Origin of the sequence: Aerococcus sp. Group 1, from assembly GCF_000193205.1 — a bacterium.
In the GTDB taxonomy this organism is placed as follows: domain Bacteria; phylum Bacillota; class Bacilli; order Lactobacillales; family Aerococcaceae; genus Aerococcus; species Aerococcus urinae_A.
The window spans coordinates 1559060-1582677 of sequence record NC_015278.1 but is presented as its reverse complement, the minus strand read 5'-3'; the positions used below and the strand labels follow the sequence as shown (position 1 = coordinate 1582677).

Below are 23618 nucleotides of genomic sequence, written 5' to 3'. Positions count from 1 at the left end.
ACTATGCTTATTGACAGTAAAAAGAGTAAAGAACTACAAAAGAAAAGTTCCCCATTGCTACAATCTGCAATGGGGAGCTCTTTGCGCTTCAGATTTAACTTTTGTTTTTGACTAGTCCTCATTGTCATCACTGGGGTCAGGCTCTGCTTCCAATTTCTCTAAATCGTCAGCTAAGTCTTGGCCCTCAGCAGTGTCTAAGCTAGTGATGAAGCGGTCCTGTGTGCCTGGATCCTCACTCTTACTTTGAATCACGTGGAGCTTGGGACCGCTTTTTTCTTTGGTTTGTTCAGCCCTTGCTTGGTCATCTTTTGTGGCTGTTGCTTGACTATCGTCAGGGTCAGCTGGCTCGTCTTTAATGGCCCTTGGAAATGCAGGCAAGAGTGTGCTGGATAAGCTTAACCAGGCCACTCCTAAGGACAAGCCGGCCACAATATCGGAAAAATAATGAACGCCAAGGTAGACCCGGCTGAGGGCGATGGCTAAGCAGAGAATACCAGTAGCAATTCCTAAAATTTGGCGCTTCTTGTAAGAACGGATAAAGTAAAAAGCAATTAAGCACAAGCCCCCATACATTAAGACGCTCCCCATGGAGTGGGCGCTAGGAAAGGAATAACCACCTTGTTCGATAAGGGGTTGGATGAAACTAGGGCGTGGACGTTTCACAATATACTTAATACTTTGGTTACCGAGCAGGACACCAAGAATAAGTTGGCTAGAAAACCAAATCCCTAGGAAACGGTACCTGAAGTAATAGAGAATGGCACTGATAATGAGAGCGGCGATAATAATATAAACCGTGGTCCCCATTTCGGTGAAGTAAGTGACAAGGGTCTGCCACCACTGGGGTCCCCAAGCAAACAGAGCCCCACCAATCGCTTGATCAGCCCCTTGGATAAAGGCAGGATGGATAGCTGCCGTTAAACAAATTAGGGCGAAGGGGATCAAAGCAAGTAGCGAGCCGAGTAAATGGGGGAAGAATGTTCGATCTAAATGTTTCATAAGTCTTCTCCTTTGTTATAATTATCTTTATTTTAAGTGAAAAACTGGAAAAAGGCCAAAAATTGATGGTAATGTCGAGTAAAATTAGGGATATTTCTTGCAAGTTTAACCGATTTCTCGTATAATGACTGCTGTGCTATAGCACAACCATTTTCTTGGTCAGCCGAATCACCAACGGCTTACTCAGACTATGGAAGAATACAAGAGAAAGAAAGGTGAATATAATGGCATTAACTAAAGAAGAAAAAGACGCTATTATCGAAAAATACGCAACACATGAAGGGGATACTGGTTCTGCTGAAGTACAAATTGCTTTATTAACTGCAGATATCAACAACCTTAACGAACACGCTAAAACTCATAAGAAAGACCACCATTCCTACCGTGGTTTAATGAAGAAAATCGGTCACCGTCGTAACTTACTAGCTTACTTACGTAACAAAGACGTTACTCGTTACCGTAACTTAATTAAGAGTTTAGGTTTACGTCGTTAATTGAAGCGAAAGGGTTCCAAGCCCACAAAAAGCGAGATTCTTTGGAGTCTCGCTTTTTTAAAGTAAAATCTAGATAAAGCCCCTATATTGACCTCTTACTAATCAAAGTTATGTGCTTTAGAAAAAACATATAACCTTGCTTAGTAGGTGGTTGGGGTAGAAAAGGAGTAAATATGTCTGAAAAACAAGTATTTAAAATGAATTGGGCGGGCCGTCCGCTTCAAATCGAAGTCGGTCAACTGGCTAAACAGGCTAATGCTGCGGCCCTGGTCCGCTACGGAGATACTGTCGTCTTAACCGCTGTTGTTGGGGCTAAGGAAGCCAAAGAAGGCCAAGATTTCTTCCCTCTTACAGTGAATTATGAAGAAAAACAATATGCTGCTGGTAAAATTCCAGGCGGCTTCATTAAAAGAGAAGGCCGGCCAACCGAACACGCCACCTTAACTGCGCGTTTGATTGACCGTCCTATCCGGCCCATGTTCCCCGAAGGCTTCAAAAATGAAGTCCAAGTGATTAACACCGTCATGTCGGTGGATAATGACTGTAGCCCAGAAATGGCAGCAATGTTAGGGTCTTCAGTGGCCCTGACCATTTCGGATATTCCCTTCGATGGTCCGATTGCCGGAGTGAATGTGGGCCGTGTAGATGGCAACTTAGTCATTAATCCAACCCTAGACCAACAAGCACAATCTGACTTGGAACTGACCGTTGCTGGGACTCAAACTGCTATTAATATGGTGGAATCCTCTGCCCAAGAATTAAGTGAAGAAGAAATGTTAGAAGCCTTGATGTTTGGTCATGCAAACATTAAGGAACTTTGCTATTTCCAAGAAGAGATCCGTCAAGCAGTTGGCCAAGAAAAAATGCCTTTTGAGGCGGAAGCTTTTGTTCCAGAAACTGAAGCGGAAGTCTATACTCGCTACCATCAAAAAATGGTAGACGCTATCCAAATCTTTGACAAATTGGAACGTGAAGAAGGCGTTCAAGCGGTTAAGGACGAAATGATTGAGTTTTACGATAGCCAATTCCTAGATGACGAAGACTTTGTCGCTAAACATAATCAAATTGTGGCCCTAGCTGATAAGTTAGAGTATGACGAAGTTCGCCGTCTGATTACCGAAGACAAGGTCCGTCCGGATGGGCGTAAAATTGACGAAATTCGTCCCCTCTCTTCCGAAGTAGGGCTCTTGCCACGGGTTCATGGGTCCGGTTTATTTACCCGGGGACAAACCCAAGTCCTCTCCGCATGTACCCTAGCCCCCCTATCTGAATACCAACCCTTGGATGGGATTAGTCCTGAAACCGAACGGCACTTCATCCACCACTACAACTTCCCCCAATATTCAGTGGGATCCACTGGACGTTACGGTTCACCAGGTCGTCGGGAAATTGGTCATGGGGAATTAGGTCATCGGGCCTTACAAAGAGTAATCCCTTCCCAAGAGGAATTTCCTTATACCATTCGTTTAGTGGCTGAAGTCTTAGAATCCAATGGCTCTTCTTCTCAAGCTTCTATTTGTGCAGGAACCCTGGCCTTGATGGATGCTGGTGTGCCGATCAAAGCACCCGTAGCGGGGATCGCCATGGGCTTGATTATGGACCAAGAAGATAACAATAAATATACTATTCTGACCGATATCCAAGGCCTCGAAGACCACTTAGGTGATATGGACTTTAAGGTAGCCGGAACCAGACAAGGGATTACCGCCTTGCAAATGGATATTAAAATCAAAGGAATCACTGAGGATATCCTCCGTGAATCCCTAGCCCAAGCTAAAGTTGCCCGAATGCAACTATTGGACCACCTCCAAGGCACTCTGGATGCGCCACGTGACCATCTCAGCCCTTATGCACCGAAGATTAAGATGATTCAAATTAAACCTGAAAAGATCGGTGAAGTCATCGGCAAGGGTGGCGAAACCATCGATAAGATTATCGAAGCTACCGGAGTCAAGATTGATATCGATGACGATGGCCAAGTAAGTATTTCTTCGAGTGATGAGAACATGATTGATAAGGCGATTGAAATCATTGAAGAACTCACCTTGGAAATTGAAGTCGGCCAAGTCTTTACTGGGACCGTTACTCGGATTGAAAAATTTGGCGCCTTTGTCCAATTAACCCCCAAACAAAATGGGATGGTTCACATTTCTGAACTCCAACATAAACGCACCAATAAGGTTGAAGATGTGGTTCAAATTGGTGACCAAGTCAAAGTTAAAGTCATTGAAGTCGATAACCGCGGTCGGATCAACCTCTCCATGAAGGCTTTGACCGACAAAGACGCTGAATAAGTTACCGGATAGGTGACATCAAAAATATTAGATTTTTATTGAGAGAGTTGGCTCTTAGTCAGCTCTCTTTTTTAGAATTTTGAAAAAATTGATTTAAACTTATAAGGCTAGGACTGACCAGAGGGACTACTTAGTGACATTCTCGGGAAGCAGAAATTTTATCTGTTGCGACTTTACAATGAAGTTAATTTGTGAAAGCCTTGATAATTTGGTAAAATGAGTTATAAGCTTGATCAAACATGAAAATAGAGGGAGTGTAAACATGACAAAGAAATATAATATCGCTATTGTTGGTGCGACTGGAGCTGTGGGCGAACAACTCCGTTATTTATTAGCCCAATCCAAGATTCCTTATGACCAGGTCCGCTTACTGGCTTCTAGCCGTTCTGCTGGAAAAGAGTTAAGTGTGGGCGAGGAAAAATATACCGTAGAAGAATTAACCGCTGATTCTTTTGAAGGAATTGATATTGCCTTCTTCTCAGCAGGCGGGGACCGTTCCAAGGAATTTGCCCCTAAGGCTGTTGAAGCGGGTGCGATTGTGGTTGACAATACCAGTGCCTACCGGATGGATGAAGACACTCCTTTGATTGTCCCAGAAGTGAACCAGGAAGCCATGGATGACCACCATGGCTTAATCGCCAACCCTAACTGTTCAACCATTCAAATGGTGATGGCCTTAAGACCTATCGAAAAGGCTTTTGGCTTAAAACGGGTTATTGTTTCAACCTATCAAGCGGTTTCTGGCGCAGGAACTCGGGCTGTCTTAGAAATGGAAAATCAATTCCGTGATATCTTATCAGGCGATGAAATTGACCAGCCTAAAATTTTACCAGTGGCAGGCGATGTCAAACATTATCAAATGGCCTTTAACGTTTTGGCGCAAATTGATAAGTTCCAGGACAACCACTACACCTTTGAAGAAATGAAGATGACCAATGAAACCAAGAAAATCTTAGGTCGTCCTGATTTACCTGTTTCAGCAACTTGTGTACGGGTGCCTGTCATTAAAGGTCATGCTGAGTCGGTTTATATTGAAATTGACCGTGATGATGTGACGATTGAAGACTTGATGACTGTTTTAGACCAAGCGGATAATGTGGTTGTCGAAGATGATGTTAAACAACAAGTCTATCCTCAACCGGTTAATGCGGTCAACCGTCCCGAAACCTTTGTAGGACGGATTCGTCAAGACCTGGATGTGAAGAATGGCTTCCATCTATGGATTGTTTCCGACAACTTATGGAAGGGTGCGGCTTATAATTCCATCGAGATTGCCGAAACCTTAATCGCTCGGAATTTGATCTAAAAGCTATAAAAGATGAAGTAAGCATCTTTACCAATAGGTTATAAAGATGCTTCTTTCCTTTATAAACAATTATTATAAGAAGAAAGAGGAGTTGTAATGAGTGGAATAAGTATTATTCCATTGGGTGGTGTTCGTGAAGATGGTAAGAACATGTACCTGGTTGAAGTCAAGGATAAGATATTTATCTTGGACTGTGGCCTAATCTTCCCACCTGATGAGATGTTAGGGGTCGATATCATGATCCCTGATTTTACCTATGTCATTGAACATAAAGATAAGGTGGCTGGGGTTTTCCTAAGTCACGGCCATGCCGATGCGATTGGGGCCTTGCCTTATCTCTTAAAAGAGGTCAATGTTCCCGTCTTTGGGACGGAATTGACCATTGAACTAGCTAAGATTAATTGTAAGAAGCGTGGAGTTAAGAATTTCAAAGACTTCTACGTGATCGATGATTCTAACGAGATCGATTTTGACGATGCTGTCGTTAAATTCTTTAGTACGACCCACACGGTGCCTGAGTCCCTGGGGATTGCAGTGCAAACTGATCAAGGCAGCATTGTTTATACTGGGGACTTCAAATTTGATTTGACGGTTGGCGATGGTTATAAGACCAGCTTTAACCGCATTGGCGAAATTGCTTCATCTGGAGTAATTGCTCTCTTGAGTGATTCCCAACATGCGGATTCCTATTTTGAGAATACCTCGGAAGAAAAATTGGAACAAGCTATTTTAAAAGAAGTGGACAAGGCCAGTGGTCGGGTTGTCTTAGCCACGGTGGATAGTAATATTTTACGGATCCAACAAGTCTTAAATGTGGCGCGGGCAACCAACCGTCATGTTTTCTTATCAGGCGACCAAATTGAAGAAATTATCGATGTGGCCATTCGATTGAACAAGCTCACCATTCCTTCCAAGAACCTGATTCAGCCCAATGATAATTTAAAGAACTTCGCTGATGATGAAATTATTATCTTAGAGACGGGCGAATACGGGGAAATCTTAACCAATTTACAAGCCATGTCCAAGGGCTCGCATAAGAATATTAAAATTCAAAAGGGCGACCTGGTCTTGATTACTTCGAGTCCATCGGTGGGCTTAGAGACCGTCATGGCCGATACTGAAGATGAGATTTACCGGGCTGGTGGCCATGCCTTGCAAGTCTTATCGGCTTATAAATCCAGCGGTCATGCATCACCCAAGGACTTAGAAGTCCTGATTGGTCTCTTCAATCCAGACTATGTGGTGCCCGTATCAGGAGAATACCGTCTCTTACACGCCCATGGCAAAATTGCTCAAAGCCTGGGCTATGATGATGACCATATCTTTCTACTTGAAAAGGGTGACGTTCTTAAATACGAGAAGGGCAAACTCCGCCTAGCCAACTCAGTTCCGTCTGAGAATGTCTTGGTTGATGGGAGTGGGGTTGGCGATATTGGTAATATTGTCTTACGTGACCGTCGTATCCTCTCAGAAGATGGGATTTTTGTGATTGTCTTGACCATTTCAAGAAGCCAGGGCAAGATTCTTTCCCAACCTGAAATCATTTCGCGGGGATTTGTCTTTATGAAGGAAAGTACCGACCTCCTTAACGCCAGCAAGGAACTGGTCCGCGAAGAGGTTGAGCAGGCCCTAGCAGATCCCAAAAACTTTGACTGGGCCGACTTAAAGGGTAAAATTCGCGAAGTGGTGGCTAAATACCTCTATAAGGAAACCAACCGCCGTCCTATGGTTTTACCGGTGATCATGGAATCATCTCACCGTCGTGGTAAGCGTAATTTCAAGAAAGAGAACCAAAAGAACAATTCCAACCAAAAGAATAACGCCAAGAAAAATAATAAATCGAACTCAAAAAACAAGCACAATAAAAATCACAAGCAGAAACAAGACGCAAAATCCTAGCATTAGAAAGGACTAAGTTATGAAATCTTCCCAACGTTTAGTGATTATCGTTGAAGGCTTACTTTACCTAGCCTTAGCTTTTCTTATTCAGTTAATATTCCCAGCGGTTATTTCCGAATGGGGAATTGCTTTAAGAATTGGCTATACTTTGCTGATTTACTATGCTTTCAGGCGCGGAAATTTTGCCGGAAGTTTCGCCGGCCTCTTGTTAGGAGCCGTTTCCTGCATTGGACTCGATAACCCAGGCAATCATATCGGACAAATTATTGGTATGATTATCGCTAGTGGTTGTTTAGGCATTGCGGGTCTCTTTGCTCGTAATTTACAACGGACCTTGCATAATCGTCGGATGGGATCAGCCTATCTTAACTTGGTAACCGGTACTATCCTGGCATGGCTAGCCTATTTCTTAGTGCGTTTCCTGACTTATGAATATTTAGTCAGTGACCTTAGCCTAACCACCCAGGCTAACTTCCAACAAAATGCCCTGTCAGCCTTGGTGAATATTGCCCTTAGCCTGATTATCTTGATTGTGATTATGAATGTTTCGGCTAAGAACTTTATCCCTAAAAATACGCCTTATATATCAAGGCGTGAGCGTTCTCGCTTACTGAATGATGATTAAAGCAAATACAGCCCAAAGCAAATACAGCCCAAGGAAGCTGGAGCACTGGCTCCAGCTCTTTTGCTTATTAGGGGAAGTATGCCTTTTAGTTTTATTTTATTTATTGTGAAATTTGCTATAATCTTATTTAGCTTGAGAGAGAGGTTAGGATTTATGACCAACTGGATGACTATTTTAATTATTGCCATTATTTTAATTAATACGGTGTCGGCGATTTACACGGTTTTTCGCCAAGAGCGGCCAGTAGCGACGATTTGGGCTTGGTTACTTGTCCTAATCTTATTACCGGGACTAGGCTTTGTGATTTACTTTTTCTTGGGAAGGAAAATTTCTGATAAGCAGATCTTCCAATTGAATGAGAAGGAAGCCATGGGGATGACCACCCTGGTCAATAAAAACATTGATGACTCGGGCAAACAGCGTTTCATCTCTGACTATGATCCTGAACTGCAAGAATTAATTATCTTGCTTTACCGCTCTAATTTTTCTATTTTAACCGCTAATAATGAGGTTGAAATCTTTGATGAAGGGAAGGAAAAAATTGAAGCCCTCTTAGGGGATATCGCGGCAGCCAAGCACCATATCCATATCCAATACTATATCCTCACTCCTGATGAGGTCGGCAACCGGGTCTTAGATGCCCTCACTAAAAAAGCCCAAGAGGGGGTTGAAGTCAGACTCCTCTATGATGCCTTGGGAAGTCGTCAGTTAAAGGATAAGGATTTAGAAGCCTTGCGAGCAGCAGGGGGAGTGGCTTCGGCCTTCTTTGGTTACTCGACCTGGATTCAAAATTTTCGCTTGAACTTCCGTAACCACCGCAAAATTGTTGTGATTGACGGCCGGGTTGGTTATATCGGTGGCTTTAATATTGCTAAGGAATATATTGGTAAGGGGCCCTTGGGTTACTGGCGCGATACCCATTTAAGGGTAGTTGGCGAGGCGGTTCAAGCCCTGCAAAGTCGTTTTGTGGTTGACTGGTATGCGTCAACGGAGGAGGATACCAGTCTCTTACTGGCTGAACCTGAATTGGCCCATGACTATTTCCCTTTATTTCCGGTTGCGGATAAAGTGCCTATGCAAATTGTTTCATCTGGACCTGAAGATGAAACCGACCAAATTAAGATGGGGTATTTGAAGATGATCACCATGGCCAGGTCACGGATTTACTTGCACACGCCTTACTTTATTCCGGATTCACCGATTTTGGAGGCCTTGGAACTTGCTGCCTTGTCTGGTATTGAAGTCCATATCATGATCCCATGTAAGCCGGACCACCCCTTTGTTTATCGAGCCACTGAGTACTATAGTAAGGAAGTCTTAGCCAGTGGTGTTCATGTCCATCGTTATGACAAGGGGTTCTTGCATTCCAAGATGATGATTGTGGATGACCGGATTGCCAGTGTGGGGACAGCCAACTTCGATATTCGCTCTTTCCGCTTGAATTTTGAAGTCAATGCCTTTATCTATGATAAGGCAGTTGTGGCTGAATTGATTGCCCAATATGAACGTGACTTAGAGGATTCGACAGTCCTGACCCAAGAATACTTCGACAATCAATCCGGTTGGAAGAAGTTCAAACAAAAGGGCTCTCGTCTCTTAGCACCGATTTTATAAAAATATAATTTAATTTCAAAAGCAGAACGGATGCTCATTAAGATTAATTGATAAATAAAAACCAGTTTACTCTCTGGGGGATTTCTTAGTGCTTCGCTTAGGAAGGACATCAAGAAAGTGAGTAAACTGGCTTTTTCTTAGTTAAACGATGATTGAGAAGTTATTTTGGTGATGGTAGAAGTTTTTATTTAGTAAAGTGATTGAATCGTTATAAATAAGTGCTCATTCTAGGCATTGGGTTCCCAGATGGCAAGGATTTCTTGCTTAGGAATCATAAAGTTAACCTCGCTATCGATATCTTCAAAGATAACCATTTGACTTTGGGGATGGGAAGAATATTTTTGAAAATAGCCAAAGAGGGTGTCCTTGGTATACATATTACCCATATTGCGTCTAACGGTAATGTAGACGGGAAGCTGTTGTTTTTGGTAATCCTTGATCTGACTGGATAGGTCGTCATTTTCTGAACTAGGCGCTAGGTCTGTAAGCTTTTCAGCGGGGGTTTTATTAATGGACTGTAACGGTCTAGCGACGTTTGTCTGTGAACTTAAGGGGATAATATTATGAATTAAGCTATTCCATGAGAACGATTGACTTGGATTTTGCATCTTAGACCCTCCTTAAATAATAAAAATAAACAATTTCAGAACGTTTGTTCTAACTGATTTATAGTATAGCGAACGTTCGTTCTAGTGTCAAGTGAAATTCGAACAGATGTTTTTTATAGGTGAGAAAGCTTTTAAGTGAAGTAAAATCGCTTCAAAGGGATAAATCTATGCTAAAATGAACTTAACTCTAATAAAGATCGTGTGGCTGCCAATTTATTCCATGCGACACTTAGTCATGAAAAGAATAAGGACTTTTAATTATTTACTTTATTTAAATAATTTACGACAAGTCTTTTAATTTGTGGTATGATACACTTTATAAACTTTTAAAGGATGAAAGGTGTTCTATGAAATCGAAAGGATTATTGGTTGTGCTTTCAGGACCCTCTGGGGTAGGTAAAGGGACGGTCCGTAAAGCATTATTTGAGACTGATCAAGAAAAAATCAATTTTTCTATTCCGTTTCAGCAACTACACGTCAACCACGTGAAGGGGAAGTAGACGGAAAGGATTATTTTTTCGTATCGCGAGAAGAGTTCGAGAAAATGATCGAAGATGAAAAGTTGTTAGAATATGCGGAATATGTAGGAAATTTTTACGGGACACCCCTGGATTACATTGATAAAATGATAAATGCAGGAAAGGATGTCTTCTTAGAAATTGAAGTGCAGGGTGCCTTGCAGGTAAAACGGCGGATGCCTGATGGGGTTTTCATTTTTCTGGCACCACCAAACTTAAGAGAATTGGAATCACGCATTGTTAACCGGGGAACGGACAGTCCAGAAGTGATTGCGGAACGGATGGACAAGGCTCGTACCGAGTTGCAATTAATGACCCAATATGACTATGTGGTGGAAAATGATGATGTGGATCTAGCGGTAAAACGGATCCAAACCATCATTAAGGCAGAACATTTGAAAGTTGACCGTTTTATTGACGATATTGTTGAGAATTATCTAGGAGAGGGAGATTAATTATGATTATTTATCCATCGATTGATTCTTTGTTAAAGCAAGTAAATTCTAAATATTCTCTGTGTACCATTGCCGCTAAACGGGCCCACGAACTTCAAGAAAACCAAAATCCGATGTTAACAGACTATCATTCTCCTAAGTATGTTGGCCAAGCCTTAGAAGAGATTAATTCTGGTGATTTAGGTATTGATCCAGATTCTTTAGCTAAGGACGAAAGCCTTAACTAATAATAACCACGAACAAAGATCGGTTAGCCGGTCTTTTTTTCGTGCTTAAGAAAACTAGAGATAGTTGGAAGCTGATTTAAGTTTTAGTACAATAGATAGAGAAATAGCGGAAAGGAGAATGGATATGGTCACAGAAAAGGCAAGAGCCCCCCGTTTTGCCCGGGTCATTGTTGATGTTCCCACCATGCAGACTGATCATCCCTATGATTATTATATTCCCGACCGCTATCAAGACTTGATTCAGGTGGGGATGCGCGTCCAAGTTCCTTTTGGTGTTCGCCAGGTACTGGCCTATGTGGTGGAATTAACCGTGACCAGTGAATTTGAAGGTGAACTTAAGGAGATCACTAGCCTGCTTGATGACCAAGCGGTTTTAACTCCGGAAATGTTGAGCCTGGGCCGAGATATGGCCGAGCATTTGTTTTCTTATGTGGTAACTTGTTACCAAACCATGCTGCCCCGCTTGTTAAAGGTGGACTACCATAAGTATTTCGTTCCTAGTGAGACATTGACTTACCAACACCGGCAAAGCTACTTTAAAGACCAGGAAGAAGTGTCCTGGGAGACGGCTGAGGAAGCCGACCAGTTAAAAGACTTGCTAGCTTTAAAAGAGGCAGGCGAGGTCAGCGTTGACTACCGCGTTGCCGACCGCAAACATTATAAAACTGAAAAATGGATCCAACCGCTCCTGGATGCAGACCAATTAGAACAGGAGCGCGACCAACTTAGAAAAACCGCTAAAAAGCAGATCTTACTCTGTGAAGTGCTTATGGAACTTGAAGGCCGGCGGGTGAGCGTCAAATGGCTGCGGGAGAATTATGACCTCTCCCTACAGACCATCCGCCGTGGCCAAGACTTCGGTTGGTTAAAGTTGTTTGAGGTTGAAGTTGACCGTGATCCTTATGCTGACCGCTATCAAGAAAGAACCCAAGATAAACCCTTAACTGACGATCAGAATCGGGTTTACCAAGAAGTCAAACAGGCGATTAGTGACCAAGTTAATGACACCTATCTCTTGCAAGGGGTGACGGGTAGTGGGAAGACGGAAGTTTACCTGCAATTAATCCGCCAAGCCCTTGACCAAGGGCAAAATGCCATTCTATTGGTACCAGAAATTGCCTTGACCCCACAAATGGTGGCCCAACTTAAGGGGCGCTTTGGAGACTTGGTCGCTGTCCTTCACAGTCAATTAAGCGTTGGCGAGCATTTTGATGAATGGCGGAAGATGCGTCGGGGGGATGCTCGAGTGGTTGTCGGAGCGAGGTCATCGATTTTTGCCCCGATTAATAATATTGGCATCATCATTATTGATGAGGAACATGAGACCACTTATAAACAAGAGGAAGCCCCGCGCTACCATGCCCGGGATGTGGCTAAGTGGCGCGCGTCTTACCATTCCTGTCCCTTACTCTTAGGGTCAGCAACACCCGCCTTAGAAAGCCGGGCTCGGGCCCAAAATGGGGTCTACCACTTGCTTAGTCTCCCTGGACGGATTAACGGTAAGTCTTTACCAGCAGTTGACTTGATCGATATGCGGGAAGAGTTTAAGCATAAAAATTACTATCAATTCTCCCGCTCACTCAAAGAAGCCATCGATCAAACCTTAAGCCAGGGCCAACAAGTGGCCCTCATGCTTAACCGACGGGGCTATGCTAATTATGTCATGTGTCGGGATTGTGGGTATGTTTTTCAATGTCAAAATTGTGATGTTTCCCTAACCTATCATTATAGTGATCGCAGTTTGCAGTGCCATTATTGTGGCTATAGCCGGCCCTACCCCCAAGTCTGCTCCCTCTGCCAAGGCCAACACTTACGTCCCTTTGGTAGTGGAACGGAAAAGGTCGAAGAAGAGATCTACCAACTCTTTCCTGGTAAGAACTTAGTCAGAATGGACAATGATACCACCCGTAAAAAGGGCGCCCATGAGCGTTTGTTAGCCAAAGTAGCTAGTGGCGAAGCGGATATCTTATTGGGAACGCAAATGATAGCTAAGGGATTGGATTTTCCTAATATTACCCTAGTGGGAGTGATCAATGCGGATACTTCCCTCTACCTGCCTGATTTCCGGGCTTCAGAGCGAACCTTTCAGCTCTTAACCCAGGTGAGTGGTCGGGCCGGCCGGGGTGACTTGGAAGGCCAGGTCATGATTCAAACCTTTAATCCAGACCACTATGCCCTCCAACTTGCTAAACACCACGACTATGACCGCTTCTACCAAAAGGAAATGACCTACCGTAAACTCAACCATTATTCCCCTTATTTCTATACCATCAGATTATCTATCTCACACTTTAATGAAAAAGATGCCCTTAAAGCGGCCTTAACCTTGGCTACTTTACTGCGTGAACGCAGCCAGGGCAGTAAGGACTATGTCATTGGTCCGAGTCAAAATGCCATTTCTCGGATTAAAAACCGTTATTATTATCAAATTTTGTACCAGTACCGCAATCAAGCACACATTCAGCCCCTATTCCAAGAACTCCGTGACTTGGCTCAAGACTGGAGTAAAAAGAAACTCTATGTCTCAATTGATGTAGAGCCTTTATCTTTCTTATAGGAAACCGGGGACATGGATTGCACTGAGGAGGAAGTTATTTATTATGAAAAAAATTGTATTTATGGGGACACCAGAATTTTCGGTCAGGAGTCTACAGGCCTTAATTGACCACCCTGATTATGAAGTTAGTGCTGTGGTTACCCAGCCTGACCGACCCGTGGGGCGGAAACACCGCCTCCAAGCCTCAGCGGTTAAAGAAGCGGCCCAAGCGGCTGATATTCCCGTCTACCAACCTGAAAAAATCAGCCAAGACCAAGACATCGACCAGCTGCTCAGCCAGGGGGATATTGATTTAATCGTGACGGCTGCTTACGGGCAATTTTTACCTGAGCGTTTATTGAATTACCCCAAATACGGGGCCATTAATGTCCACGCCAGCCTCCTTCCCAAGTATCGGGGCGGGGCACCTGTCCACTACGCCATCTGGAAGGGAGAAAAAGAGACCGGGATAAGTATTATTCGTATGGTTAAGAAAATGGACGCTGGAGCAATCCTAAAGCAAGCCGCTATCCCTATTGATGACCAAGTTACTGTCGCTGAAATGTTTGACCGCTTGAGTGAACTGGGCAGTCAAGTATTGCTAGAAACCTTACCCGCTCTCTTTGATGGAACAGTGACTGAGACTCCTCAAAATGAAGAGGAAGCAACTTTTTCACCTAATATCACCCGGGAAGAGGAGCGGGTCAACTGGGACAATACTGCCCAAGAAATCCATAACCAAGTTCGGGCCTTTAATAGCTGGCCAGTGGCCCACACTTTCTTTGATGACAAGCGCTGGAAGATCTGGGCAAGTGAAGTGCTTGAAGACGATGAAACTGATCAAGCCCCAGGAACGGTGATCGCTATTGACAAGAAACCAGCCCGTTTCCTAGTGGCTTGCGGAAGTGGAACGGTCTTAGCTATTACTGAAATCCAACCAGCAGGGAAGAAGGCCATGGATATTAGGAGTTTTATTAATGGGGGAGCGGGTCAAATTGAAGTCGGCGACACATTCCAATAAGCCTTCAGGCCTAAAAGCTAGCGCCCGCTACCAGGCTATGGAAACCCTAAACCTAGTCTATAAGGGCGAGGCCTTTGTTAACCAAGAAGTCAACCAGGTGCTCAGCTACAGTCGGGTAGAAGACTCGGACCGAGATCTCTATACCCGCCTAGTTTACGGAAGTCTGCAATTCCATTGGACCCTCCAAGAACTCTTAAAACAGGTATTGAAACTCTATAAGCGGACCAAGAAGTGGCTGCTAGCCCTACTCGAATTATCAGCCTACCAGCATTATTATCTCGATGCCGTTCCTGACCACGCCATTGTTGACGAGGCCGTGCGTATCGCTAAGAAGCGCGGTAACCAGACCATGGGACGTTTTACCAATGGGACCCTGCGTAACCTCTTCCGGACCTATCCGACCATCGAGGACTTTATTAGCCAGCAGGCAGGCGACCAGGCCTATGTTCTTTCCTTAGAGACTAGCTTGCCCTTAGATTGGGTGAAATATTTTACTCAACGCTTTGGCTTTGAAACTACCCAGCAAATTGCCCAAGCCATGGTAGAACCAGCCCAGGTTAATGTGCGAATTAGTCGCGACTATTGGCAGGACCAGGATAAAATTAGTCAGAGTTTAGCCGATCAAGGTTTTCCTAACCAAAGCAGTCAGATAGCTCCTCACCAGCTAAAAGTTAAAACCGGTAATCCAGCGCAATCTGAACTCTTTGAGAAGGGAGTTATTACCATTCAAGATGAGGCTGCCAGCCTGGCCGTCGATATCTTGAATCCCAAAGCTGGCGACCGGGTCCTAGATGCCTGTGCGGCACCTGGGGGCAAGACGGTCCAATTAGCTGAATATGTAGGTAAAACGGGCCAGGTCTTAGCTTTTGATATTGCTGAGAATAAATTACCCTTAATTGCTGATAATGTTAAACGCATGCATGTCGATAGTCAGGTAAGTATCCAACAAGGGGATGCCAGCCAACTTGGGGAAAAATTTCCAGCGGAAAGTTTTGACGGAATTTTAGTTGACGCTCCCTGTTCAGGTGTGGGGCTCTTCCGGCGCAAACCGGATACCAAGTTAAACAAGGATTTTCAAGATCTAAAGAATTTGCAAAAAATTCAATTAGAAATCTTAAATAATGTCAGTCCCCTACTAAAAAAGGCTGGCCGCTTAGTCTATAGTACCTGTACAATAACAGCAGAAGAGAACTGGCAAGTGGTCGAAAAATTTTTAGCGACCCACCCAGATTTCGCTCTCAAAGCCATTGGCCCTGAGTGGCAGGAAGTTATACAGCCATCTTTGATCAATGACGCTTGCCTAGAAATCTTACCACATCATTTTAATAGCGATGGTTTTTTTGTCGCCTTATTAGAAAAACAAAGTTAGGAGCAATTACTATGGAAGTTAGTCAGTTGACCGATACTGGTCAAATTCGAAGCTCAAATCAAGACCAAGTAGGGGTTTTTTATAATCAAGCCGAGCAGGCCCTACTCCTGCTCTGTGATGGCATGGGCGGCCATAATGCTGGTGACGTGGCCAGTGAAATGGCCCTCTATGCAGTGGGCCATGCCTGGGAGGAGTCTCCTAAGACCGATACTGAAGCGGTTCAAACTTGGTTGGAAGATAATATTGTTTCTGCTAATGACCGGGTTTTACAAGCTTCAAAAAAATATAATGATTTGTCAGGCATGGGGACCACTATTGTGGGAATTGCGATTATTGAAGGGCAGGGGATTGTCGCCCATGTCGGTGATAGTCGGGCCTATTGCTACGATGGGGAGGCCTTGAAGCCTTTGACCCGCGACCATTCCTTTGTCCAAGAACTCCTGGATATGAACATGATTACCCCATCTGAAGCCCAAAACCATCCGCAAAAGAATATTGTAACTCAGACCGTGGGGGTAAGCGAAGATATTAAGGTGGATATTTCGGTGTTTGCCTTAGAGGCTCAGACCATGCTCTTACTCTGTTCAGATGGTTTAACCGATATGCTGACTGATGACGATATCGGTCAGATTATCGCTAGCGATGAAGATGTTAATCAGGCGGCTCAGGCCTTAATCGCTGCAGCCAACCAAGCTGGGGGCCGGGATAATATTTCGGTGGTCCTGGCCAGGATTGAGGGAGGGGATGTGTCATGAAACAAGGTCAAGTGATTGGTAATCGTTATGAAATTATCCGCCACCTTGGCTCGGGAGGAATGGCAACCGTCTATTTAGCCTACGATCCAATTTTGGAACGGGAGGTTGCCATTAAATTCCTTCGCATTGGGACTTCGGATATGGATGACGCGACCCGACGCTTCAAGCGGGAAGCCATGTCGATTTCAGAAGTGAACCACCCCAATATTGTTAATATTTACGATGTCGGTGACGATGATGATGGCCACTATATCGTGATGGAATACATTGAGGGAATTGACCTTAAACAATTTATTCGCAAAAACCATCCCATCAGTAAAGAAACTTATCAAGGAATCATGATGCAAATCCTGGCTGGGGTTGAATGCGCCCATCGCAAGGGGATTATCCACCGGGACTTAAAACCGCAAAATATCATGATTAAACCGGATGGCCAGGTAAAAATCATGGACTTTGGGATTGCCTTGGTCTCTACCGAGACTTCAATTACCCAGACCAATACCATTATTGGTTCGGTCCATTACCTCTCCCCCGAACAAGCCCGGGGGTCGATGGCTAGTTACCAATCCGACATTTATAGTTTGGGGATTGTTTCCTTTGAAATGCTCACTGGCCAGGTCCCCTTCGACGGGGAATCTGCCGTTAGCATAGCCATTCAGCACTTCCAGGAATCCCTACCGGATATTAATCAATTCCGTTCCGATATCCCCCAAGCCATGCAAAATGTTATTATGAAGGCAACGGCCAAGGAAGCTAATGAACGCTATCAGACTTGCGAACAGATGCGGCAAGATTTAGCGACCTGTCTAGATCCTAGCCGGGCCAATGAAGCACCATTTACACCTTCATTGATGAAGAATGAAACCATTGTTATGGCTAAGGACGCGATCGAAAAACAAATCACTGACGAAACTAAGGTCACTCCCCAAGCCAAGCCAGAGCCCAAGGAAACGGCTCAAGCGACCAAGGCCATGCCGATCGGTGCCGGCTTAGCGAGTCAAAAGGCAGAGGCCCAAAGTGAGGCAAAAGTAAAAGCAGCTCCGCCAAAAGCATCCAGTCGGTCCAAGCGGAGATGGCCTTGGTTCATTGGGGGGCTCTTAGCTATCTTATTGCTTTTCGGCGTCTTTGTCTTTGGCCAGGGTCAAAGTCAACCGGTCCCTGATTTAACCAATATGACCGAGGACCAGGCCCGTAATAGCCTGGTTAATAATGGCTTTAGCCTGGGTGAGAGTCATCAAGAATATAGCGACCAGGTGGAAAGCGGGCGAGTGATCCGGACCGATCCGAGTAGTGGGCGAAAGGTCAAGGCAGACCAGCCCATTGATCTCTATATTAGCCAGGGTAAGGAACCCATTGAAATCCCTAACTACCAAGGACAGACCCTAGAACAGGCTAAAAAAGATGCTGAGAAGAAAGGTTTTTCTGTAAGTAGTGAAGAAGTCTATAGTGAAGAGGTTGAAAAGGGGAAAGTGATTTCCCAAAACCCAGCTCCAGGCTCTAGTGTGGTGGCTAGTGAAACCAACCTGCACTTGGTCGTGAGTCTGGGTAAGGAACCCTTAACGATGGCCAACCTGCAAGGCTTAAATCAAGCGGGTGTCCAACAATATGCCCAAAGTGTAGGCTTGAATGTCAGTTTTAATGAAGCTAATTCAGATTCTGTGGCTAAGGGCTTAGTGGTCTCCCAAAGTATCGCGCCTGGAGCCAACTTCAACCGCGGGGCGAATTTGACTGTGACCCTTTCTTTAGGGCCTGAGGAGGAGCCCACACACAGCTTCCGTCACACCATCACTATTCCTTACAAGGGCAAAAGATCTCGTGGAGATTCGGATAGCGAGTCTACTTCTCAACGGCAGGCAGCTAATGACATTGAGATTTACATTGATGATTTAAACCATTCTTACAATGAAGTGGCTGATCACTTTACCATCACTGACGATAAGTCTTATACTTTGAGTTTTGAAACTGAGCCTAATAAAACCGCTCGTTTCAAGGTGGTTCGTGACGGCAAGACGATTTTAGAGAATCGAGTGAAACCAGGCGATGACTAATAGACAAACCGAAAAACAGGGCCAGATCGTTAAGGTCTTGAGTGGCTTTTACTATATTGAGGACCAAGATAGTCGGGAGATTTACCAAACCCGGGCGCGTGGTCTCTTTCGTAAGGAACAGTTGACTCCCTTAGTAGGTGACTATGTCAGCTTTCAAGCAGATAATCCCCATGAAGGAGTCTTAACTGCCGTGAAAGAACGCAAAAATGAGCTTGACCGGCCGCCTGTGGCCAATATTGACTTAGCCTTTGTCGTCGCTTCCGTGACCCAACCTCACATTCCTAGCAAGTTGATTGACCGTATGCTGGTCTATAGTGAAAGTCAACGGATCCAGCCAGCGCTTTACTTTTCCAAGTTAGACTTACTCGATGAAGCAGAACGTGAAGAATTAAGGCCGCTCTTAGCTAATTACCAGTCCCTGGGCTACCAGGTCTTAACGAATTTGGCTCTGGCTCAAGCCAACGATGATTTGCTGACTGAACTTTTTCATGGGAAAACCATTGCCGCTATGGGACAGTCAGGGGTTGGTAAGACCACCTTGTTAAACCATCTCCTGCCTGATCTCCATAAGGAAACTGCTGCTATTTCTAAGGGCATGGGTCGGGGCAAGCATACCACCCGCCATGTTGAATTACATGATGTTTATGGGGGTAAGCTAGTCGACACGCCTGGCTTTTCCAGTTTAAGCTTAGATAGCATTGAAAAGGAAGACCTGGGAGACTACTTCCCTGAAATGAGAGAGCGGAGTGATTTCTGTAAGTTCCGGGAATGCTCCCACACCCACGAGCCCCAATGCGCCATTAAAGCGGCCCTAGCGGCGGGCGAGATTAGTCAGAGTCGTTATGATCATTATGTAGAATTTTTGCAGGAAATTATCAATAAAAAACCCGATTACCAACAGAAAAATAGGAGGAAGAAAAAATGAAAATTGCCCCAAGTATTTTAAATGCTGATACCGGTCGTATGCGTGAAGAAGTTGTCCGGATTGAAGAGGCTGGAGCAGACTGGGTTCATGTGGATATTATGGATGGCCACTTTGTCCCCAACCTCACATTTGGTGCACCCATGGTGGAAGCCCTACGTCCCCACACCAAACTCTTCATTGATTGCCATATGATGGTAGATAATCCGGATGACTATATCGAATCCCTAGCCCAAGCGGGAGCTGATAGCATGACGGTGCATTTTGAAGCGGTCACCCACTTACACCGGACCATTCAAAATATTCAATCCCAAGGCATGAAGGCAGCGGTGGCCCTTAACCCAGCGACTCCAGTAGCAGCCATCACACCGATTTTGAATATGGTTGATATGGTCTTAGTCATGACGGTTAACCCAGGCTTTGGTGGCCAAGCCTTCATTCCAGATATGGTAGAAAAAATGACTGAACTGGACCAAATTCGTCAGGAAAAAGGCTACCATTATCAAATCCAAGTCGATGGTGGGATCGATAACACCACCATTCGTCAGTGCTACGACCAAGGGGTGGATGTCTTTGTATCCGGCTCTTATGTCTACAAAGGGGATTCTAACCAAGCCATCGCTTCCTTGCGCGATGCTTGCTGCTAAAAGTGAGTGAGGAAAATGATTCAACGTATTATTGCTGTGGGAAGTTCAATTGCTCATTTGGACAATCCCATTATTGCTAGCTACAAAAACGACCCCCAAGTGGCCTGGGTAGGCATTGATCGTGGGGCGAGAGAGTTGCTCCGGGCCGGCTTACCCCTCAACCTAGCTGTGGGGGACTTTGATTCGGTGACGGCGGAGGAAAGACAAGCGATCCAAGAAGCGGCCCAGGAATCGATTGTCTTACCCAGTGAGAAGAATGATACTGATACCGAGGCTGCACTGGTGGAAATGATAAAAAATTGGCCCCAGGCTGAACATATCATTTTTTATGGCATGCTGGGGGGGCGTCTCGACCACACCCTTAATAACCTATGGATGGCTTACCAAGACCGTTTTCAACCGGTCATCTCTCGATTAGAATTTGTTTCCGATACCAACACGGTTCGCTTTTTGGAGCCTGGTGACCATATCATTTATCCCTATGAAGGCATGACCTATCTTTCCTTGATTTCTATGGGGCCCGTCAGCGGGTTGACCTTAAAAGACGTCAAATACCGCTTAGAGGACTTTGCTTCTGATAACCCGCGGTCCTTTATTTCTAACGAGTTTCTCCCTGATGGACGCCCCATGTCCTTAAGCTTTACTTCTGGGCTCTTGATGGTCTTACAAACCAGGGATGCTCACTAGTTATTTGCTAAGTATTTTCTAAAAGAACTTGCAACCCAGTAACCCCTATGATAAAATATTCTAGTATGTTCAAAAAACTGTAAGAAGGGAGTTATTCAACATGGCAAAACAATGTTATTTCACAGGTCGTAAAGCAAAATCTGGAAACAACCGTTCACACGCTTTAAACAGCTCAAAACGTACCTTTAAACCAAACTTGCAAAAAGTTCGTGTGTTAGTTGATGGAAAACCTAAACGTGTTTGGGTTTCAGCTCGTGCCCTTAAATCAGGAAAAGTTCAACGTGTTTAGTCAACAAACTAACGATAGAAAATCACATTAGCCATAGAGTGTTAATCATTCTACCGCTAATGTGTTTTTTATTATTATCCTTTAATTTAGGCCAGAGAGTGCAATATCCGGCAAAAATTGGTACAATGGGAAAAGGATTATGATATAAGAATCTTCAAGCGTATTCATCAAAAAATGACTCTTATTAACAAGGAGGAAAAACAATGCCTGTAAAAATGGATTCTGAATATGGCGAAATTGAAATTACTAATGACGTGATTGCTAAGGTTGTGGGAATGGCTACCACACAAAATTATGGTGTGGTTGGCATGGCCAGCAAGAACCAAATCCGTGATGGCATTTCTGAAATCTTAAAAATTGAAAATTATACCAAGGGAGTCGTTGTTCGTAGCGAGGCTGATCTGGTGATCGTCGATGTTTATATTATGGTAAACTATGGCACCAAGATCTCAGAAATTTGTCGTAACGTGCAACGCTCTGTAAAATATGATTTAGGACGGCAACTAGGCATCACTGCTAATGTAGTGAACGTCTTTGTCCAAGGCATATATACAGAGGACCAATAAGCGAAGGGAGGAAGACGCTGCATGAGTCAGTTAGTCATTGATGCATCAGAATTAAGAAACATGGTTGCCGTAGGTTGCGACAAGTTAAAGCAAGGGGCAGATTATGTCGATTCCTTAAATGTCTTTCCGGTACCTGATGGGGATACAGGAACCAATATGAACCTATCCTTTTCAGCGGGATTAGACGGAGTCGAGAAGAACGACGGGCACAGTGTCGAAGAAGTCGCTGATGCCCTAGCTAAGGGTTTACTAATGGGTGCACGGGGAAATTCCGGCGTAATCCTATCCCAAATCTTTAGAGGTTTTGCTAAGGGCTGTAAGGGTCTCGAAAAGTTAGATGCCAAGGCCCTAGCCAATAGCTTTGACCAGGCGGTTAAGTCAGCCTATAAGGCAGTCATGAAGCCAGTGGAAGGGACGATCTTGACCGTGGTTCGTGAGGGAGCAGAAGCAGGTTTGGTCCAAGCTGAAAAGAGTGATGACGTCATTGAAGTCATGCGCGCTGTTTCTGAAGGCGCTAACTTGGCTTTAGAGAATACGCCTAACTTGTTGCCTGTATTAAAAGAGGTTGGCGTCGTTGATTCTGGCGGGCAAGGACTGTGCTTGATCTATGCTGGCTTTTTAGAGGCCTTGACAGGCGAAGCGGTGGCTAGTTTCCATACCAATGTGGAAAATACTGACCTCACGGAATTGGCCCATGAAGAAAATTACTATAATACTTCCCATTCCGTGTCTTCAGAAGATATCAAATTCGGCTTCTGTACCGAAATTATGGTGGCCTTAGGGCAAGGCTCAGAAGACTATGAAGACTTTGACTACGAGACTTTCCGGAATTACCTGAGTGAACGCGGGGATTCCTTATTAGTGGTTAATGATGATGAAGTGGTCAAGGTCCATGTCCATACTGAACGTCCTGGTGATGTCCTCAATTATGGGCAAAAATTTGGGACCTTAATCAAGGTGAAAGTGGACAATATGCGCCAGCAACATGAGGATATCTTGACCAATAAGGTCAAGGCAGCCCCTAAAGAAAAACAAGCCTACAGTATTATTGCTGTTTGTGCCGGTGAGGGTGTGAGCGAACTCTTTAAAGAGGCAGGTGCTAGCTACATCATTTCCGGTGGTCAGACCATGAATCCGTCGACGGAAGACTTTGTCAAGGCTATTGAAGCAGTCAATGCTGAAAATATCATCCTCTTACCTAACAATAAGAATATCTTTATGGCGGCTAAACAAGCAGCTGACGTTAGCGAAGTACCTACCGTGGTCTTGGAAACCGAGTCGATTACCCAAGGATTAGCAGCTTTACTTGGCTTTAACCTCAATGATGACTTAGCAAGTAATGAGAGCTCCATGAAAGAAGCCTTCCATGAAGTCAAGAGTGGTCAAGTGACCCATGCAATTCGGGATACCTCCATCTCTGGTTTAACTATCCACAAGGGTGACTATATGGGCCTCGTTGAAGGCGATATTCAAGTCTGTGATAAGGATAAGAGTCAGGCTGCCCGTAAAACAGTACAGGCCTTAACCGATGACGAAAGTGAATTAGTGACTTTAATCTATGGTGAAGACATCAGTGAAGAAGAGGCTAGTCAGTTAGCCGACCTTATCACTGAAGATAATGATCAATTAGAAGTTGAAGTCTATAAAGGGGACCAGCCTGTCTATAGTTACTTAATTTCTGTTGAATAGTTAAGAAACAGGCTGTCTTGCAGTCTGTTTTCTATATTTAGAAGGGTGAA

Annotated in this window: 20 protein-coding genes and 1 pseudogene; 19 read left to right on the top strand and 2 right to left on the bottom strand. The window is 44.4% G+C overall.

The genetic code is table 11. The features are described 5' to 3' along the window. Positions 1 to 111: 111 nt before the first annotated feature. Entirely contained in the window at positions 112 to 999 is an 888-nt protein-coding gene (locus HMPREF9243_RS07415; RefSeq protein WP_013669640.1) for a phosphatase PAP2 family protein, read from the bottom strand. Positions 1000 to 1223: 224 nt separating this feature from the next. On the opposite strand from HMPREF9243_RS07415, the gene rpsO reads away from it, so the two are divergent. The 6 genes from rpsO to cls all read left to right on the top strand — a co-directional run bounded on the left by rpsO (position 1224) and on the right by cls (position 9231). Then, the gene (gene rpsO / locus HMPREF9243_RS07410; protein ID WP_013668480.1) at positions 1224 to 1493 is read left to right on the top strand and encodes a 30S ribosomal protein S15; all 270 of its coding nucleotides are present in this window, start codon (positions 1224 to 1226) and stop codon (positions 1491 to 1493) included. Positions 1494 to 1666: 173 nt separating this feature from the next. Next, entirely contained in the window at positions 1667 to 3787 is a 2121-nt protein-coding gene (gene pnp / locus HMPREF9243_RS07405; RefSeq protein WP_013669431.1) for a polyribonucleotide nucleotidyltransferase, read from the top strand. A 262-nt stretch (positions 3788 to 4049) separates the two neighbouring features. Further along, on the top strand, positions 4050 to 5093 hold the full coding sequence (locus HMPREF9243_RS07400; protein WP_013669108.1) for an aspartate-semialdehyde dehydrogenase: 1044 nt from the start codon (positions 4050 to 4052) through the stop codon (positions 5091 to 5093). A gap of 96 nt (positions 5094 to 5189) precedes the next feature. Beyond that, positions 5190 to 6992, top strand: a complete 1803-nt coding sequence (locus HMPREF9243_RS07395) for a ribonuclease J (protein ID WP_013670074.1) — start codon at positions 5190 to 5192, stop codon at positions 6990 to 6992. 19 nt (positions 6993 to 7011) lie between these two features. Further along, positions 7012 to 7617 carry an energy-coupled thiamine transporter ThiT gene (locus HMPREF9243_RS07390; RefSeq protein WP_013669041.1) on the top strand — a complete coding sequence of 202 codons (606 nt, stop codon included), beginning with the start codon at positions 7012 to 7014 and terminating at the stop codon, positions 7615 to 7617. Positions 7618 to 7770: 153 nt separating this feature from the next. Then, on the top strand, positions 7771 to 9231 hold the full coding sequence (cls, locus tag HMPREF9243_RS07385) for a cardiolipin synthase (protein WP_041706788.1): 1461 nt from the start codon (positions 7771 to 7773) through the stop codon (positions 9229 to 9231). 227 nt (positions 9232 to 9458) lie between these two features. On the opposite strand, the gene HMPREF9243_RS10020 is transcribed toward cls, so the two are convergent. Continuing rightward, positions 9459 to 9839 carry a hypothetical protein gene (locus HMPREF9243_RS10020; RefSeq protein WP_013668976.1) on the bottom strand — a complete coding sequence of 127 codons (381 nt, stop codon included), beginning with the start codon at positions 9837 to 9839 and terminating at the stop codon, positions 9459 to 9461. Positions 9840 to 10186: 347 nt separating this feature from the next. Between HMPREF9243_RS10020 and gmk the strand changes: the two are divergent. The 13 genes and pseudogenes from gmk to HMPREF9243_RS07315 all read left to right on the top strand — a co-directional run bounded on the left by gmk (position 10187) and on the right by HMPREF9243_RS07315 (position 23568). Continuing rightward, a pseudogene (gmk, locus tag HMPREF9243_RS07375) lies at positions 10187 to 10812 on the top strand (guanylate kinase). Positions 10813 to 10814: 2 nt separating this feature from the next. Continuing rightward, positions 10815 to 11039 (top strand): DNA-directed RNA polymerase subunit omega, encoded by a 225-nt coding sequence (rpoZ, locus tag HMPREF9243_RS07370; RefSeq protein ID WP_013669681.1) that lies wholly within the window; start codon positions 10815 to 10817, stop codon positions 11037 to 11039. A 124-nt stretch (positions 11040 to 11163) separates the two neighbouring features. After that, positions 11164 to 13596 (top strand): primosomal protein N', encoded by a 2433-nt coding sequence (gene priA / locus HMPREF9243_RS07365; protein WP_013669468.1) that lies wholly within the window; start codon positions 11164 to 11166, stop codon positions 13594 to 13596. Between the two features lie 43 nt (positions 13597 to 13639). Then, positions 13640 to 14596, top strand: coding sequence for a methionyl-tRNA formyltransferase (gene fmt, locus HMPREF9243_RS07360; protein WP_013668555.1), 957 nt, complete (start codon positions 13640 to 13642; stop codon positions 14594 to 14596). Beyond that, positions 14553 to 15965 carry a 16S rRNA (cytosine(967)-C(5))-methyltransferase RsmB gene (gene rsmB, locus HMPREF9243_RS07355; protein ID WP_013669384.1) on the top strand — a complete coding sequence of 471 codons (1413 nt, stop codon included), beginning with the start codon at positions 14553 to 14555 and terminating at the stop codon, positions 15963 to 15965. The genes fmt and rsmB overlap by 44 nt, the downstream gene beginning before the upstream one ends. A gap of 11 nt (positions 15966 to 15976) precedes the next feature. Beyond that, a complete protein-coding gene (locus tag HMPREF9243_RS07350; protein WP_013668640.1) occupies positions 15977 to 16720 on the top strand; it encodes a Stp1/IreP family PP2C-type Ser/Thr phosphatase in 744 nt (247 codons plus the stop codon). Next, positions 16717 to 18768: a Stk1 family PASTA domain-containing Ser/Thr kinase gene (gene pknB / locus HMPREF9243_RS07345; RefSeq protein ID WP_013669164.1), complete on the top strand. Its 2052-nt coding sequence runs from the start codon at positions 16717 to 16719 to the stop codon at positions 18766 to 18768. The genes HMPREF9243_RS07350 and pknB overlap by 4 nt, the downstream gene beginning before the upstream one ends. Next, on the top strand, positions 18761 to 19693 hold the full coding sequence (rsgA, locus tag HMPREF9243_RS07340; protein ID WP_013670068.1) for a ribosome small subunit-dependent GTPase A: 933 nt from the start codon (positions 18761 to 18763) through the stop codon (positions 19691 to 19693). The genes pknB and rsgA overlap by 8 nt, the downstream gene beginning before the upstream one ends. Further along, entirely contained in the window at positions 19690 to 20337 is a 648-nt protein-coding gene (gene rpe / locus HMPREF9243_RS07335) for a ribulose-phosphate 3-epimerase (RefSeq protein ID WP_013669714.1), read from the top strand. Before rsgA ends, rpe begins: the two co-directional genes overlap by 4 nt. A gap of 15 nt (positions 20338 to 20352) precedes the next feature. After that, the gene (locus HMPREF9243_RS07330) at positions 20353 to 21024 is read left to right on the top strand and encodes a thiamine diphosphokinase (RefSeq protein ID WP_013668786.1); all 672 of its coding nucleotides are present in this window, start codon (positions 20353 to 20355) and stop codon (positions 21022 to 21024) included. 100 nt (positions 21025 to 21124) lie between these two features. After that, a complete protein-coding gene (gene rpmB, locus HMPREF9243_RS07325) occupies positions 21125 to 21313 on the top strand; it encodes a 50S ribosomal protein L28 (protein WP_041706165.1) in 189 nt (62 codons plus the stop codon). Between the two features lie 203 nt (positions 21314 to 21516). Next, positions 21517 to 21879 (top strand): Asp23/Gls24 family envelope stress response protein, encoded by a 363-nt coding sequence (locus HMPREF9243_RS07320; protein WP_013668911.1) that lies wholly within the window; start codon positions 21517 to 21519, stop codon positions 21877 to 21879. A 21-nt stretch (positions 21880 to 21900) separates the two neighbouring features. Continuing rightward, a complete protein-coding gene (locus tag HMPREF9243_RS07315; RefSeq protein WP_013669869.1) occupies positions 21901 to 23568 on the top strand; it encodes a DAK2 domain-containing protein in 1668 nt (555 codons plus the stop codon). Positions 23569 to 23618 lie beyond the last annotated feature (50 nt).

Excerpts from the sequence above, each read along its gene's own strand:
- HMPREF9243_RS07415 (WP_013669640.1), bottom strand. The coding sequence starts at position 999 with ATGAAACATTTAGATCGAACATTCTTCCCCCATTTACTCGGCTCGCTA.
- rpsO (WP_013668480.1), top strand. The coding sequence starts at position 1,224 with ATGGCATTAACTAAAGAAGAAAAAGACGCTATTATCGAAAAATACGCA.
- pnp (WP_013669431.1), top strand. The coding sequence starts at position 1,667 with ATGTCTGAAAAACAAGTATTTAAAATGAATTGGGCGGGCCGTCCGCTT.
- HMPREF9243_RS07400 (WP_013669108.1), top strand. The coding sequence starts at position 4,050 with ATGACAAAGAAATATAATATCGCTATTGTTGGTGCGACTGGAGCTGTG.
- HMPREF9243_RS07395 (WP_013670074.1), top strand. The coding sequence starts at position 5,190 with ATGAGTGGAATAAGTATTATTCCATTGGGTGGTGTTCGTGAAGATGGT.
- HMPREF9243_RS07390 (WP_013669041.1), top strand. The coding sequence starts at position 7,012 with ATGAAATCTTCCCAACGTTTAGTGATTATCGTTGAAGGCTTACTTTAC.
- cls (WP_041706788.1), top strand. The coding sequence starts at position 7,771 with ATGACCAACTGGATGACTATTTTAATTATTGCCATTATTTTAATTAAT.
- HMPREF9243_RS10020 (WP_013668976.1), bottom strand. The coding sequence starts at position 9,839 with ATGCAAAATCCAAGTCAATCGTTCTCATGGAATAGCTTAATTCATAAT.
- rpoZ (WP_013669681.1), top strand. The coding sequence starts at position 10,815 with ATGATTATTTATCCATCGATTGATTCTTTGTTAAAGCAAGTAAATTCT.
- priA (WP_013669468.1), top strand. The coding sequence starts at position 11,164 with ATGGTCACAGAAAAGGCAAGAGCCCCCCGTTTTGCCCGGGTCATTGTT.
- fmt (WP_013668555.1), top strand. The coding sequence starts at position 13,640 with ATGAAAAAAATTGTATTTATGGGGACACCAGAATTTTCGGTCAGGAGT.
- rsmB (WP_013669384.1), top strand. The coding sequence starts at position 14,553 with ATGGGGGAGCGGGTCAAATTGAAGTCGGCGACACATTCCAATAAGCCT.
- HMPREF9243_RS07350 (WP_013668640.1), top strand. The coding sequence starts at position 15,977 with ATGGAAGTTAGTCAGTTGACCGATACTGGTCAAATTCGAAGCTCAAAT.
- pknB (WP_013669164.1), top strand. The coding sequence starts at position 16,717 with ATGAAACAAGGTCAAGTGATTGGTAATCGTTATGAAATTATCCGCCAC.
- rsgA (WP_013670068.1), top strand. The coding sequence starts at position 18,761 with ATGACTAATAGACAAACCGAAAAACAGGGCCAGATCGTTAAGGTCTTG.
- rpe (WP_013669714.1), top strand. The coding sequence starts at position 19,690 with ATGAAAATTGCCCCAAGTATTTTAAATGCTGATACCGGTCGTATGCGT.
- HMPREF9243_RS07330 (WP_013668786.1), top strand. The coding sequence starts at position 20,353 with ATGATTCAACGTATTATTGCTGTGGGAAGTTCAATTGCTCATTTGGAC.
- rpmB (WP_041706165.1), top strand. The coding sequence starts at position 21,125 with ATGGCAAAACAATGTTATTTCACAGGTCGTAAAGCAAAATCTGGAAAC.
- HMPREF9243_RS07320 (WP_013668911.1), top strand. The coding sequence starts at position 21,517 with ATGCCTGTAAAAATGGATTCTGAATATGGCGAAATTGAAATTACTAAT.
- HMPREF9243_RS07315 (WP_013669869.1), top strand. The coding sequence starts at position 21,901 with ATGAGTCAGTTAGTCATTGATGCATCAGAATTAAGAAACATGGTTGCC.